General features: G+C 57.4%; 11 protein-coding genes. 6 read left to right on the forward strand and 5 right to left on the reverse strand.

The window, feature by feature from the left end:
* Position 1: 1 nt before the first annotated feature.
* From GSQ80_RS23375 to GSQ80_RS12460, 3 genes are all read right to left on the reverse strand, one after another.
* Positions 2-811 (reverse strand): carboxypeptidase-like regulatory domain-containing protein, encoded by an 810-nt coding sequence (locus GSQ80_RS23375; protein ID WP_254059610.1) that lies wholly within the window; start codon positions 809-811, stop codon positions 2-4.
* 365 nt (positions 812-1,176) lie between these two features.
* Complete coding sequence (locus GSQ80_RS12455) at positions 1,177-3,291, reverse strand: carbohydrate-binding protein (RefSeq protein WP_158787936.1); 2,115 nt, start codon at positions 3,289-3,291, stop codon at positions 1,177-1,179.
* A gap of 52 nt (positions 3,292-3,343) precedes the next feature.
* Positions 3,344-4,564 carry a glycoside hydrolase family 5 protein gene (locus GSQ80_RS12460; protein WP_158787937.1) on the reverse strand — a complete coding sequence of 407 codons (1,221 nt, stop codon included), beginning with the start codon at positions 4,562-4,564 and terminating at the stop codon, positions 3,344-3,346.
* Between the two features lie 189 nt (positions 4,565-4,753).
* Here GSQ80_RS12460 and GSQ80_RS12465 point away from each other — a divergent pair, with 189 nt between their 5' ends.
* Positions 4,754-4,957 carry a hypothetical protein gene (locus tag GSQ80_RS12465; RefSeq protein ID WP_158787938.1) on the forward strand — a complete coding sequence of 68 codons (204 nt, stop codon included), beginning with the start codon at positions 4,754-4,756 and terminating at the stop codon, positions 4,955-4,957.
* Positions 4,958-5,174: 217 nt separating this feature from the next.
* Here GSQ80_RS12465 and GSQ80_RS12470 read toward each other — a convergent pair whose 3' ends face one another.
* Both GSQ80_RS12470 and GSQ80_RS12475 read right to left on the reverse strand, forming a co-directional pair.
* Positions 5,175-5,792 (reverse strand): nuclear transport factor 2 family protein, encoded by a 618-nt coding sequence (locus tag GSQ80_RS12470; RefSeq protein WP_158787939.1) that lies wholly within the window; start codon positions 5,790-5,792, stop codon positions 5,175-5,177.
* A 140-nt stretch (positions 5,793-5,932) separates the two neighbouring features.
* Entirely contained in the window at positions 5,933-6,364 is a 432-nt protein-coding gene (locus GSQ80_RS12475; protein ID WP_158787940.1) for an ester cyclase, read from the reverse strand.
* Positions 6,365-6,473: 109 nt separating this feature from the next.
* Between GSQ80_RS12475 and GSQ80_RS12480 the strand changes: the two genes are divergently transcribed.
* The 5 genes from GSQ80_RS12480 (at position 6,474) to GSQ80_RS12500 (ending at position 13,512) form a co-directional block, all read left to right on the forward strand.
* A complete protein-coding gene (locus GSQ80_RS12480) occupies positions 6,474-7,289 on the forward strand; it encodes an MIP/aquaporin family protein (RefSeq protein WP_254059611.1) in 816 nt (271 codons plus the stop codon).
* A gap of 114 nt (positions 7,290-7,403) precedes the next feature.
* Positions 7,404-9,773 carry an MHYT domain-containing protein gene (locus GSQ80_RS12485; RefSeq protein WP_158787941.1) on the forward strand — a complete coding sequence of 790 codons (2,370 nt, stop codon included), beginning with the start codon at positions 7,404-7,406 and terminating at the stop codon, positions 9,771-9,773.
* Positions 9,770-10,978: an HDOD domain-containing protein gene (locus GSQ80_RS12490; RefSeq protein WP_158787942.1), complete on the forward strand. Its 1,209-nt coding sequence runs from the start codon at positions 9,770-9,772 to the stop codon at positions 10,976-10,978. The genes GSQ80_RS12485 and GSQ80_RS12490 overlap by 4 nt, the downstream gene beginning before the upstream one ends.
* Before the next feature lie 58 nt (positions 10,979-11,036).
* Positions 11,037-12,179, forward strand: a complete 1,143-nt coding sequence (locus GSQ80_RS12495) for a response regulator (protein ID WP_158787943.1) — start codon at positions 11,037-11,039, stop codon at positions 12,177-12,179.
* 73 nt (positions 12,180-12,252) lie between these two features.
* Positions 12,253-13,512, forward strand: a complete 1,260-nt coding sequence (locus tag GSQ80_RS12500) for an EAL domain-containing protein (RefSeq protein WP_158787944.1) — start codon at positions 12,253-12,255, stop codon at positions 13,510-13,512.
* Positions 13,513-13,917 lie beyond the last annotated feature (405 nt).

A 13,917-nucleotide genomic window follows, 5' to 3' on the forward strand; every position in this document is an offset into this window, starting at 1 on the left:
TTCAGCGATGTGTTCTGGAAGTACTCGTACAGAACGCCGTGGAACTTGTCGGTGCCGCTCTTGTGATCTGGTTCATGATGAGTCCGCCTACGCCATACTGCGCGGAGAAGGAAGAGAGACTGACCTGAACTTCCGATACGTCTTCAAAGGCGGCGGGGTTGGCGTTCTGGCTGCTCGGGAGCGTGGTAGAGGCACCATCCGCGAGCACGTTGGTGAAGGGCAGGTTGCCGTTGGTGGACACTTCCTGTCCAGGGTTAAAGGCGTTGGACTGGTTGGTGTTTGTTCCGGTGTAGGTGCCGGTGGCGCCGGGAAGGAGGATCATGAAGTTCTGCCAGTCGGGACCGTTGGATCCGCCGACGTTGGGCATTTGCTCCATGTCATGCGCTTCGAGAGTTGCGGAATGTGAACCATCCTCGGTGTTGAGGAGAGGTACGTCAGTGTTGACGGTTACCTCGACGCTCGATGCGCCGATTTTCAGTTGGGCGTTGACATCGGTGGTGCCAACCAGGACGGTGATGGGTCCACGCACGTAGGTCTCAAACCCGGTCTTCGTGAAGGTGAGCTTGTAGCTTCCGGCGACGACCGAGTTGGTGTCGTACAAGCCGTCGTTGTTGGTGGGGTAGTCCTTGGCGACGCCTGTGTCGAGGTTCAACACGGTGACTGTGGCTCCGGGAATCAGGGCGCCGGATGGATCGGTGACGAGGCCGCGGATGTCGCCGGCGTTCGTACTTTGTGCGTAGGCGCTGCCTAATCCCAGAATTCCGGCCATGGCAATAGCCACAACCCTGAATATTGACCAACTTGACTTCATAGTGCCTCCAAAGTTCATAAGTGATACATGTTCCAACATTGAATCGGATCGAGACAAACGTTTGTCTTTCAGCTGATTGGAATCGCGGATCATAATGAGCCACCGCTCCGTAGGTTGTCAAGTACTTTATGCACTTAAGGTCTGAATAGTGGGGTTAATGCCCATTCTCGAGGTTGATAAACGGCTCCATCGTTCGGACTATGGCGGGTGGTGATTCTGGCGTTGGCGACCGGGATGCAAACGTGACAACCAAGCGGACGGCAGGACGCGTATTGCTCAAGCAAGTCATGATGCGAGTGGCCGGGTACCAAGCGATAGGAGTTTGGGCGTCCGGGAGGCCGATTTGTAAGGATCAGGGCTGGCATCTAGTTGAATTGGAACCAGTTAATGTTGGAGATTCCCGCGGTGGTGCCTTGGAAGGTGATGTAGAGATCGTGCAATCCGGAGGCGCCGGTTACGGGTGCAGTCACCGTCTGCCAGGTTTGCCAGCCGCCCGTGATGGGGAGAGTTGCCGTGGCGATCTGAGGGCCGGTTACGGAGTCCAGATGAAATTGCAGGGTGCCACCCTGGCCGGCGCTCGCGGTGCGAATGCTGACCGTGCTGACAGAGGTGCCGAAGTTGATGCTCTTGTAGAGGGCATAGGCGTTCGGGCTGACGTAACCGAGATCGTAGCCGCCGGTCGTGTCTCCGGTTGTCTCGGTTTCTAGACCGGATTCCTGCGAGTAGCTGGAGGCTTGAATCTGCCAGGTGGCTGGAGTGGTTGGCGCGCCAGTCTGGGTACCGCTCCACGTGAAAGTCGCCGCTGCGAGCGATGGAAGCGTGTAGGAGAACGATTGGGTTCCCCACTGGATGGTGAGTGTCTGACTGGTGGTCGAGTTGTTGAAGGCTATGAGCGCTTTGGAGCTATCGGGGTTGAGAAAGGCTACGGTGACGATGGAGGGAGTGTTACTGGAATAGATTCGCGTGGCGCCTTGCTGAACGTATTTGCTGTAGTGGCCGAGGGTGTAGAACTCGACGTCCTTGGTGACCGCGCCGGTGGTGCTGTTGACCGTCACGATGGGAGTGCAGGTTGCGCAGCCGCCTAGGCCGTTGTTCAGTTCGGTAAGGTTCGGGCCGAGGGTTTGGTCGAGAGCGAGGCTCCACTTCACGAAAGATTTTGCGGCGTTGCGCATGACCTGGGTGATCTCGAGGAAGTCGGTGGTGAACTGGTCTGTCTGCCACGTGCCGCCGGAGTGTTCCGTCTCCCAGGTGCCGAGAGTTGGGAACGTGTTCTGAACTGTCTGCTGCGCTCCAGGTGTGCCTGCGTATCCATGCCATGCGGTTCCGGCTATTAGCGGAGAGGCCATGATGGTTGGATCGGTGAGGACTGTCTCGGGATAGGAAGGCGTGTCCCAGTTGTGGTCGTAGACGAAGAGCTTGGTGGTTAGGTTGGCGCTCGTCAATGCGGGGAGGACGTAATCTCTCATGACGGTGAGCTGAGTGGGAGCGTCCATGTACATGCTTGGGTAGGCGGTGGTTTGATTCAGGGGTTCGTTCTGGATGGAGAGGTAGTCGTAGGTGATGCCTGCTGCTTTGTAGGCTTGCAGATACTTCACGAGATAGTTCGCGAAGGGTGTGTAGTCGGCGGGAAGGAGGGTGCCGGAGTTCATGGAGTTGGTGGACTTCATCCAGCCGGGAAGGCTCCAGGGGCTGGCTAACAGCTTCATCTGCGGGTTGAGGATCTTCGCCTGCTGGATCAAGGGAAGGATGTAGGTTTGATCGTGGGCGATGGAGAAGTTTGCCAGGGTCGGGTCCACGGTGCCGTTATTGTCGTCGAAGGAATATAGCGAGCGGGCGATGTCGGTTGCGCCGATGGGGACGCGCATGAAGCTTAGGCCGATGCCGTTGCCGTTGCGGGTGAAGAGGTCGCTTAGCGTGCTGGCCTGGGAGGACGAAGGCTCGACTTGCTCTAAGAGGTAGGCGGCAGAATCGGTGAAGGCGGCGCCGAAGCCTTCGATGGTTTGGTAGGTTTGCGACTCATCGACGATGACGTTGTTGGTGCCAGCGGTGGTGTCGGTGAAGAGCGTCGCGGTTTGAGCGGCCATGAGTTGGGTGAGGTCATGGGTGCTCTGCACGATGGATACGGCGGGGCCGGCTATCTTGTAGATGCCTTGGGTGGAGGGGCTGTTGGAATAGCCGGTTGCCGCTGCGATTGCGGTGATGGTCATGTCGGCTGTGAATGGAATTGGGGCGGTGTAAGCCGTCGATGAGGAGGTTGGTGTCGATCCGTCGGTGGTGTAGTGGATGGTGGCGCCGGTGGTGGCGTCCGCGAGCGTGACGGATTGGCCGGTGGTGAAGATGCCGGGGGTGGGGGAGAAGGATGGAGAGGCGGCGACCGGTGGGGGAGGAGGAGGCGTCGTGCCACCGCCGGAGCCGCTGCCTGCGCTGCATCCAGCCAGCGTGAGAAGAGCGACGCTGAAGCTGAGAGCTAGCGTACGCATGCAGATCTTGTCCTTCGATGCGGCAAATTTTGACCGGAGGTTTCCGGCGCGCTCAAGGTTGAGGCACGGTGAGGTTTAGAGCCGACAGGTATCCAGCGTTTACGTGGGAGTGCTGAAAATTGATCTGTTGCAGCAGGTCTTGAAACGCTGCGCGCGAGTGTTCGACTGAGGGGCGCACGGGCAGAAGTTTTTCCGTGTTGCCGGTGGAGCGGTTGAGCTTTGCGTACGCGATGATTTCGTCCCAATAGATGGGCTTGGGAAAGGAGACGAAGCTGGCGGTGGCATCCATGCGCTTGTAGGTCCAGAAGGCCCAGCCGATATCGTTCGTATTAAGGACTGTCACGAAATCATGGATCCATGCGTCCGTGTTTTCACCGGACTCGCCGAGCCAGATGGGGACGTTGTATTTTTCGCGGAAGTCGAGGTATGGCTGGATGGCGGCCTGGTTGGGAGGCATCCAGTATTTGTGGAAGGTGTACATCACGTTCTTGTCGAAGGGAGGGCCGAAGACAGCGAAGTTGGTATCCCACTGGGCGCCGCCGAGGATGATGACGTGGTGGGGGTCGACTTGGCGGATGCCCGCGGTGATTCGTTTGTAGACCGGCTCCAACGCCTTGTTGTACTGCTGCAGCTGCGGGAAGTGCGGGATGGGTTCGTTGAGAAGATCGTAGCCGAGAACGGTTGGGTTGTTGCGATAGTGCTGGGCGATGCGCTTCCAGATGTCGATGGTCAATTGCTGGTCGGCGGCTGACTCGTAGAGCCAGGGATAGCCCCAGCTGTCGTCGATATTGGCGCCGGTCTGGCCACCGGGCGCGCAGTGCATGTCGAGGATGACGACCATGTGGTATTTCGCGGCCCAGGCGATGACGCGGTCCATGAGGCGAAAGCCTTCGTCGTTGCCGGGGATGAAGAACTTGTAGTGGAAGGGGATGCGGATGGAGTTGAGGCCGGTGTCGTGGAGAAACTTAATGTCGGCTTCGGTGATGTAGGTATCGCGGTACTGATTCCAGAATTGGACGGCCTCTTCGGGACCAATGAGCTGGTTGACGAGGTCTTCAATCTCGCGGGGAGACTGGGGGCCGTCGTCGAGATGGAACATGTAGCCTTCCTGCTCCAACCAATTGCCGAGGCTCGTGCCTTTGAGGTGAAGGGTGGTGCCATCAGGGGCGACGAGGTTGCGGCCGTCGGTGTGAATGAACTTGGATTGGGCGACCAGCGCGGAGGGGAGCGTGGAGGAGATTCCTAGCAGGAGTATCGCGAACCATTTCGTCATAGTCGACCTAGGCCGGAAGTATTCCACTGCATTTGCGCTTTAGTCAAACGATTGTCTTGATGGGTGGCGGGCGGCTTTCAAAATTGCCCCGGGGTGCGAGCAGTGTCTCCGTGGAGGTTGTCTTGCCGATCCACACTGGAGGGTGATGTGGGAGGTGCGGGAGAGCGCTGAACGTGAGAGGATTTCAGGATGAGTGATTTTCTTCCCAAGGCAGGCGGTGTGAAGGTAGGCGGACTGAGCCGGAAGGCGCAGAAGCTGCAGGCGATGCGCGAGAAGGCGGCGGCGGTGAAGACGGATGCTAAGGTGACGTCGGGCGCGTCGACGGCCGCGGTGAAGGCGAAGAGTTCGTTCGCGAACACGAAGAAGACGACCTTCCAGCGTAAGGCTGTTTAGGGACGCTCCGGATACGTCCAAAGCCTTCCCTCAGGGGCTAAAGCCCTTATGGATCCTGCGGCTTTTTTAGCACGACTGAAGTCATGCCCCTTCGAAACAAGAATGGATCCTGTGGCTTTTTCGGCACGACTGAAGTCGTGCCCCTTCAAGCCAGACTTGTGCACGGTTGCGCTGGCGCGAGGCAAACTCATGCTGCGTGATGCGGGCTGCGCGGGGATCAGTGTGGGGTCGTGGGTAGGTACTGGGCTGGGATTGGGTGGTCTGGCGTTTCTGCATCCCAGAAGATGTTGACGATCCAGTAGCGGTCGCCGTCCTTGAGGAGTTGGAAGCTGTTGATGCCGCGGACGAAGGGTGTGGCGTCGGTGGGGGCGTGGCGGGACTCGTAGGTGCTCCAGACCTGGACGATGTTGCCGTATTGCTCGGTCTCGTTGTGGACGGATTTTTCGTAGAAGCCCATGGTGGCCATGCGGGCGCTGGCGCGGGCGATGTAGCCGTCGATGGTGAGAACGACGGCGTCGGCGTGGCCGGCGGCGGGCACCGTGGGGATGAGGCGGGCGTCAGGTATGAAGAGCGAGCGCATGCGGTCCCAATCGCGGGGCTGGCCCTGGGGACCGGAGATCACGCTGTAGACGGCGTTGAGTATCGCCTCGGGGCTGCTGACGTCCGCGGGCTTGGCGACGGGCCAGCCGGGATGACCCGCGATGGAGCCGACGAGATGTGGAGGCGGTGGCGGCGCGGCTGGTGACGTGGCCGGCGTTTGCGCGAGGGCAGTGGCGCTGGAGAACAAGAGAACTAATGATGCGGTGACGCGCTGGAGCTGGGAGAGTTGGATCATGGGGTCCTCGGGGATAGGAATACTTTACTTGGCCGAGAGTGATCCGTGGGAGATTTGCTTAGGTTAATTCAGCCGCCCGCATGCGCTTGCACCAGAGAGGGATGCGACTACGAGGAGCGGCTTTAGCGATTCGCAGGCATTCAGCGTTTGGTGGTCACGGAGGCGGCCTGAAGTTCCAGGACGACGCGGGTGAAGTCCATGTGGTTCCAGGCCTCGGCGATCTTTCCGTTTGCGAGGTGCAGGAAGCTTGTGCCGGAGAAACTTGAGGTGCGGCCGGTGGGGGGAAATCCCAGCGCCTGACCGGTATGAGTGATGGTGGCGGTCCAGCGAGCGGCTACATGATCTCCGTCGGCGATGATCTCGTTGACTTCTACGGAGATGTTCGTGAAGGCTTCCTTGAAGAGGGAGTGAGCTTCTTTGAACTCGGATGGGCCTGTGAGGATGGCGGAGGGTTCGGGGAAGCCGTGAGCTTTGCCGTTGGGGAGCAGGAGTTCATCGATGGTGGCGGGGTTGCCCTGATTCCATACCTCGTCGAACCACCGGTGGACGAGTTGCTTGTTGGCTTCGCTCATGGATCCTCCAGAGGAGGAAAGAGTAGCACGGGTCTGTTCGACGAGTGTGAAAGGGCAGACGCCGGGATTGACCCTGTATAAAGGGAGCTGCCTGAGGGAGTTCGATGCTATGGAGTCGCCGCTTTACGAATCGATGGGGGAGCTGATATCGGAAGCTGTCGCCGTGTTCATCATTATTGCGTTTGGGGATTCGGTGGCTGCGATGTATGTGCTTTATGATCCGAGTCCCTATCAGAATGCGTATTGGGGACTTTGCGTGGTGTGGGGACTGGCTGTGACGATTGCGATCTACGCCACGGGCTCGGTGAGTGGCTGCCATGCGAATCCTGCGGTGACGCTGGCGCTGGCGTTGTACCGGAAGTTTTCGTGGAAGAAGGTTGTGCCCTATTGCCTGGCGCAGACGCTGGGAGGGTTTCTGGGCGCTGGGGTGGTCTACGTGTTGTTTGTGCCTGTCCTGAATCACTTCAATCTTGTCCACGGGCTGACTCGAGCGGGTGGTGGCGCGGCTGGAGTGTTCTTCACGCATCCTGGATTGGCCGTCACGGCGATGCACGCTCTGCTGGATGAGATTATTCTCACGGCGTTTTTAATCTTCGGCATCTTCGCGGTCACGGAGCAATATAACGAGCAAGCGCCGGGCGCGAATTTTGGCGCGGTAATTATTGGGCTAATCGTGGCGGTGATCGGCGCGTCGATGGGGTACCTGGAGGCCTGGGCGATTAATCCGGCACGGGACTTTGGGCCTCGGCTATTCTGCTACTTTGCGGGATGGGGGTCGTCGGCGCTGCCTTCCCCGGACAATTATTGGTGGATTCCAATCATTGGGCCGTTGCTTGGCGGTGTGGTGGGGGGCGCGGCCTATCAACTGCTGATTCATCCGTTTCTGCCAGCGAGACGGCGTGCGCTGCGTTCTGCATCACTCTGACACGCCGAAGCCTCGTCCGATCAATAAAACCCCCTCAAGCATAGTGAGATTGCGCGGCCTGCCGATAAAACCTGAACGGAAGAGAATTTCCAGCTTTCGTTGAGACGGTTTGCGATGAATCAGATGATGTCGGGCACATATAACTACTGGCTTGTTGCGCTGTCCTTTGGGGTCGCGATCCTCACGTCGTACACTGCGATCGCGTTGGTGGAACGAGTGACGGCCAGCAACGGCCCGGTGCGGCGGGGATGGCTGATTGGTGGCGCCATTGCGATGGGAAGCGGCATCTGGTGTATGCATTACACCGGGATGCTCGCCTTCCAGCTACCAATCCCTGTTCGCTATCACCTGCCAATCGTTGCACTTTCGCTGCTGGCAGCAGTGCTGGCGTCGTTGGTCGCGCTTTCCGTGGTGAGCAGGCGACGCATGGGCTGGCGGGACCTGCTCTTCGGCAGCGTGACGATGGGCGCGGGCATTGCGGCGATGCATTACATCGGCATGGCTGCGATGCGTATGGAAGCCATGCCGGTTTATCACTTTGAGATGCTGATCGCTTCCATCATTGTGGCGATGCTCATCGCTTCCGTTGGCTTGACACTGCTCTTCCGTATGCGCAGGTGGAACCATGGCAAGTGGCCCAAGTTGCTGGTGGCGTTGATTCTTGGACTTTCCATCCCGGTGATGCACTACATGGGAATGGCGGCGGTTAGTTTTCGAATGACGGCCGAACCGATCGACTACTCGTATTCCATCGATATTTCCAATCTAGCCAACTTCGGGATCTTTGGGATTACGGGATTGATCCTGGGATTCGCTATGATGACGTCCTTCGTTGATCGCCACATCTCTGCTCAAGACAAGGCACTTGAGGGCGAACGCAAGATGCTGCGGGCGCTCATCGACCACATTCCGGACTTAATGTATGTCAAGGATCTCGAAGGGCGGTTCGTTCTTAGCAATCTTGAACATGCCAGGCGGGTCGGGTTTCCGCACCCTCGATTCCTGATCGGAAAGAATGACTTTGACTTTTACCCCTTTGAGCTCGCTGCCAAATTTCGCGAATCTGAGCTTCGGGTGATGTCCTGCGGCGAGGCGCTGACTGAGCATGAAGAACTGCCCCCCGATGGGAACGGCTGTTCCGTTTTCCTGCTGACAACGAAGGTGCCGCTGCGAGACGGGAAGGGAAAGATTACCGGGATCGCGGGGGTGGGACGAGATATCAGCGAGCTAAAGAGGAGCGAGACCGCGCTCAGGGCAGCGGAGCAGAAGTACCGCAGCATATACGACGAAGCGCCGGTCGGAATCTTCAGTCTGCGTGCAGATGGTTTCCTGATCCAGGTGAACTCGACCATGGCCCAATTCCTGGGATATGCAAGTCCGGAGGAGATGTATTCCCTTGTGACCGGTTCGCTATGGGCTTCGGCAGTTTCGCAACAGATCCATGGCGAGTTTTTGAAGATGATCAACAGGGATGGCTACGTCAAGGCGTTTGAATTAGAGGTCCTTCGGAGAGACGGCGGGAGGATCTGGATCTCGTCCAGTGTGCGAGCCAAATATGACGGGCTGACGATTGTCGGCTATAGCGGAATGTTTGAGGACATTACCGAGCGCCGGAACCTGAGGGAGCAGCTGTTACAGGCTCAGAAGCTGGAGTCGGTGGGGCAGCTCGCCGCTGGAATCGCTCACGAGATCAACACCCCCGTCCAATACATTGGGGACAATGTCCGGTTTCTTCGGGACTCCTTTGATTCTCTGGTGGCGCTCAATGGAACCTACGCCGAGTTGCTGGCGCGGGCTTGCGACCAGACGCTGGAACCTGAACTGCTGCGGAAAGTCTCCGCTGCCGTACAGGAAGCTGACGTGGAATACATTCTCGAGGAGATACCGAAGGCGTTCACGCAGACGCTGGAAGGGGTATCGCGAGTGGCGGGTCTGGTCGGCGCCATGAAGGAGTTTTCGCATCCGGGCACGGGCGAAAAGGTTCCATTCGATCTCAACCGGGCGATTGAGAACACGGTCACTGTAACGCGCAATGAATGGAAGTACCTCGCAGAGATGCGGCTAAGCCTGGAAGCCGGTCTGCCCCTGGTGAGCTGCCTGCCAGGCGCGTTCAACCAGGTGATCGTAAACCTGATTGTCAACGCTGTCCACGCAATTGCCGATGCCATCGACGCGGGTGATGTCGCGAAGGGATTGATCTCCATCCAGACCCGTAGCCTTGGTGAAAGCGTAGAGATTCGAATTCAGGATAACGGCGGCGGTATCCCCGAGGCGATTCGCACACGCATCTTCGACCCCTTCTTTACCACCAAGGAGATTGGCAAGGGCACAGGTCAAGGCTTGGCCATTGCACGTTCGGTGGTAGTGGACAAGCACCAGGGCTCCATTGATATCGAAACGGAGATCGGCCTGGGCACGACCTTCATCATCCGGCTGCCTTGCGATGCAGTGCAGCCTGCGCTTCAGGCACAGGTTGCGGCATGAAAAGGATACTTTTTGTCGACGATGAAGAGAACGTGCTCAATGGAATTCGCCGCATGCTGCGATCGTCGCGGGACGAATGGGAGATGGAGTTTGTTGCCAGCGGGGAGGCGGCACTTCAAGCATGCAGCGAACGTGCATTCGACGTGGTCGTGTCGGATCTTCGGATGCCGGGCATGGATGGTGCTCAACTGTTGAGTGAGATTCGAGACCGCTATCCGGGGACTGCGCGAATTGTTCTCTCTGGTTACTCCGACGCTGCACTGGCCGCAAAGGCTGTGCCAGTCGCTTATCGGGTGCTGGGGAAGCCGTGCGAACCGGCAGAGCTCAAGGAGACGATCGACCGAGTATGTACGCTCCAAGAAGTGATCTCGCAACCTGCACTGAGACGAGTGATCGGAACGCTCGGCGAGCTGCCGACTCTCTCTGCAACCTATCTGGCGCTGAGCAATGCGATCAACGACGAGTGTTCTTCCATTTCAACGATTGCGAAGATCGTTGAGCAAGACGTGGGTATGTCGACGAAGATTCTTCAAGTCGCCAACTGCGGGTTCTTCGGGTTATCGTCCGGCGCCAGCAGCATTGCACAGGCTGTCGGGTACCTGGGCATGAACGTGATCAAGACGCTCGCCCTGCAAACGGAGACGTTTCGGACCTTTGTTCCAAGCGCAAGAATACCCACCTCGTATTGGGAGAAGATGCAGAGAAACTCCCAGCACACAGCTGTCATCGCCGGCACACTTCCGGTGACGCGGGAGATCCGCGAAGTAACCATGATCGCCGCATTGCTTCACGACGCAGGAATTCTTGCGCTGGCAAGTGCGATGCCGGACCAGTTCGCTCTGGCGCTGGATGAGATTGAGCAGAAAAATTGCTCACAGGTTGAAGCTGAGGAAGCGATTTTTGGAACTTCGCATGCTGAAATAGGCGCTTACCTTCTCGGCTTGTGGGGTATCCCTAGCATCGCCATCGAGGCAATCGCACATCACCATCACCCCAGCCGTATCCATCATATGGGGCTGGACTGTTCGCTAGCGGTGTACCTATCGGATCTGATTGCGCATGGAATGGAGAAACCTCCGGATGATTTCCATGATGAAGGCCTGACAGCTTCCGATCGGATCGAACTAGCGACACTGGGGCTTCTGGATCAGTACGCAGGGTTCCGAGGCACGGCGATGCAGGCCCTTGATGTAGGTACACCATGAGAATCGATCAGCCGGCTATTGAAAGAGTTGCACGCGTCGCATCCGGATTAGGAGAACGATGAAACCGAGGATACTTCTGGTCGATGACGAGCCTGCGGTGCTCGCAGGGTACGAACGGACGCTGCGCCAGGATTTCGAAGTTCAAACCGCGGTCAGCGGAGAGCTCGGGCTCAAAGCGCTGCGCGAGGATGCTCCTTACGCTGTTGTTGTTTCGGATATGCGAATGCCGGTGATGAGTGGTTCGCAGTTTCTGGCCCAGGCCAAGGTGCGTGCGCCCGACACCGTTCGGATGTTGCTTACGGGATACACCGATATCGACGCTGCGATGGCCGCCATCAACGAAGGCAACATCTTTCGATTCTTGACCAAGCCGTGTTCCAAGGACACGCTAACGGCCGCTCTGAATGCGGGGGTTGGTCAAAACAATCTCATTCGATCGGAGAAGGAGTTGTTGGAAAAGACCTTGCTTGGATGTATCAAGGCGCTTGCCGACCTGCTTAGCGCATCAAGCCCGGAGGCGTTCGGGAGATCGATGCGGATCGTTCACATTGTTCGTCACATTGCAGCGAGCTTCACATTTGCCCATGGGTGGCGTCTTGAAGCGGCAGCGATGCTTTCGCAGTTGGGGTGCGTGACGTTGGATACCGACGTTATTCAGCAGGCATTTGTTGGTATGAAATTGTCCCTGGAGGACCAGGTTCGTTTCGACGCCCATCCAATGGCCGCGATGAAACTACTTTCGGAGATTCCGAGGCTTGAACCGGTGGCCTGGATCATTGGAAATCAACTTTCACGGGATATCCCACGTGAGATCCCAGGCATGCAGGCCGAATCCGTTGCCGAGACGGTATTGGGAGCCAGAATTCTCAAGCTGGCGGTTGCATACAATGACCTGCGCATCAAGCGTCTTTCCGAGGAAAGCGCAATTGAAAGTCTGGGCTACAGGGATAAAGAATTCGATCGCGAACTCATCGATGCGCTGATTGGCATCAAGGCCGAGGGCGGTGAGATGATCTCGCGCCGGTTGGCAATTCCGATGCTTGCTACGGGCATGTTTCTCGATCAAGAGGTTCGAAACCGCGAGGGAATGCTGCTTGCCGGCAAGGGGCAGGAGATTTCCCGCGCGGTCCTGCTGAAGATTCAGAATTGGGCGCAGGCTGGTCTCATTGACCACGAGGTGACTGTCTTAGCGCCGCTTTAGCCTTTGAAGCCGAACGGAAGCCAAACAGGGAACGTGCCACTATTTCTGATGGCCAATCAAGATTGAGGGAAGCATGCTGGTCATCGACGACGATCCTATTATTGGGCAGTTTCTGTCACGTTTGGGCGCCAGCCTGGGCTTAAGTTGTGACGTTACGACAACAGCGGAACGGTTCCTTGAGCTTCTGCGGCCAGAGACTTCTTTGATCTTTCTTGATCTGATTATGCCCGGCATCGATGGAATCCAACTACTTCGTCTACTCAGTGAACGAAGGTGTACGACTCCGATCATCATTATGAGCGGCATCGACCGCCGAGTTTTGGAGACCGCTGAAAGGCTCGCAAAGGCTCTTGATCTGCGAGTGGTCGGCAGGCTCCGAAAGCCATTTCGCTTAGCCCAGGTGGAGACGATACTGCAGGAATTCCGACGGACCGCTCTACTAACTCCCGATTTTCACCCTGCAGGAGCGGCAATTGCCGACTGCGACTTAGTCCGGGCGATAGAAAACAATGAACTTGTGGTTCACTACCAGCCGCAAGTCGATCTTCGGTCGGATGAGGTGATTGGATTCGAAGCCCTGGTGCGGTGGCAGCGCACGCCGCAAACTCTTGTTTTCCCTGACGACTTCATCCCGCGTCTCGAGGCTTTGGGGCTTATCGATCGTTTGGGCTGGTTGGTGCAGAGGCGGGGGCTTTCGGAACTCGAGCATTTTGCACAGGCGGGGCTGGCTGGTCCGACGCTTTCTTTAAATGTCTGCGCTTCGTCGCTGCTCGATCTGAGGCTTCCCGACACGCTGGCGTCGCTGGCTGAGGAGCGTGGAATAGATCCGAGACGCATCATCGTGGAAGTGACTGAAAGTGGCTTATTCAAAGACCTTTCGAAGGTTCTCGACGTGCTTGCAAGGTTGCGGATGAAGGGTTTTCAGATCTCAATCGACGACTTTGGGACGGGTTATGCCATGATGCAGCACTTGCGGCATATCCCTGCTACTGAAATTAAGATTGATCAATCGTTCGTAAAAAATATGCAGGTTAGCAGCAGCGATCGGGTTGCGGTGGAAAAGACGGTTGAGATTGGACATGAGCTGGGAATGAAGGTGGTCGCTGAAGGGGTGGAAACGGTGGAACAACTTGAGTTTTTGCGGGGAATTGGCTGCGACATTGGTCAGGGCTATTACTTTTCGAAGCCGCTTGCACCAATACCGCTGCAGATGTGGCTGTCGAACTATCGGAGTGCTGCGGGTTGTGGATTGACGTTAGGAAAGGTTGTGGATCGCGCGTTCATCGAGAATGGACCTTGGGCTGCGAGGGAGGCTTTGGGTGTTTTGAAGTAGCGTTTTCTATGACATAACTCAATTTCATTGGGTAATTCTGCGGGTGGAAAGATGTGTGACTTAGCCCGGTTTCGGGTTACGCAGCGGCATGCTTAGCCCTGTTTCGGGACGCACGGATCCGCGGCATGGGGCGATTGGAGGGTTGATCGGGTGTTTGGGTGGGGAACGCAATTCTGTGGGACAGTCGAGGGGCGTTTCTGGGGTGGCGCGGTGTCAAGTTGGGGGTGGTGTCGTGGGAGGGAGGGTGCGGGCGGGGGAGGGTAAGGGTGGTCGTTTCGGCTTGCGGACTTCCTGCTGGCTGTCGTTTGCGCTGATTTTTGTTTAGCTGTTCATTTTGACAGTTCCCTGCCTCCGGTGATAACTAGTACGGTAAGTTCAGCGTCGTGAGCCTTCGGGTTCTCAGTC

This window comes from Granulicella sp. L46 (assembly GCF_009765785.1).
Classification (GTDB): domain Bacteria; phylum Acidobacteriota; class Terriglobia; order Terriglobales; family Acidobacteriaceae; genus Granulicella.

What these genes read in the sequence shown, in the direction of transcription:
- GSQ80_RS23375 (WP_254059610.1), bottom strand. Translation starts at nt 811, where the DNA reads ATGAAGTCAAGTTGGTCAATATTCAGGGTTGTGGCTATTGCCATGGCC.
- GSQ80_RS12485 (WP_158787941.1), top strand. Translation starts at nt 7,404, where the DNA reads ATGAATCAGATGATGTCGGGCACATATAACTACTGGCTTGTTGCGCTG.
- GSQ80_RS12470 (WP_158787939.1), bottom strand. Translation starts at nt 5,792, where the DNA reads ATGATCCAACTCTCCCAGCTCCAGCGCGTCACCGCATCATTAGTTCTC.
- GSQ80_RS12480 (WP_254059611.1), top strand. Translation starts at nt 6,474, where the DNA reads ATGGAGTCGCCGCTTTACGAATCGATGGGGGAGCTGATATCGGAAGCT.
- GSQ80_RS12465 (WP_158787938.1), top strand. Translation starts at nt 4,754, where the DNA reads ATGAGTGATTTTCTTCCCAAGGCAGGCGGTGTGAAGGTAGGCGGACTG.
- GSQ80_RS12475 (WP_158787940.1), bottom strand. Translation starts at nt 6,364, where the DNA reads ATGAGCGAAGCCAACAAGCAACTCGTCCACCGGTGGTTCGACGAGGTA.
- GSQ80_RS12490 (WP_158787942.1), top strand. Translation starts at nt 9,770, where the DNA reads ATGAAAAGGATACTTTTTGTCGACGATGAAGAGAACGTGCTCAATGGA.
- GSQ80_RS12500 (WP_158787944.1), top strand. Translation starts at nt 12,253, where the DNA reads ATGCTGGTCATCGACGACGATCCTATTATTGGGCAGTTTCTGTCACGT.
- GSQ80_RS12495 (WP_158787943.1), top strand. Translation starts at nt 11,037, where the DNA reads ATGAAACCGAGGATACTTCTGGTCGATGACGAGCCTGCGGTGCTCGCA.
- GSQ80_RS12455 (WP_158787936.1), bottom strand. Translation starts at nt 3,291, where the DNA reads ATGCGTACGCTAGCTCTCAGCTTCAGCGTCGCTCTTCTCACGCTGGCT.
- GSQ80_RS12460 (WP_158787937.1), bottom strand. Translation starts at nt 4,564, where the DNA reads ATGACGAAATGGTTCGCGATACTCCTGCTAGGAATCTCCTCCACGCTC.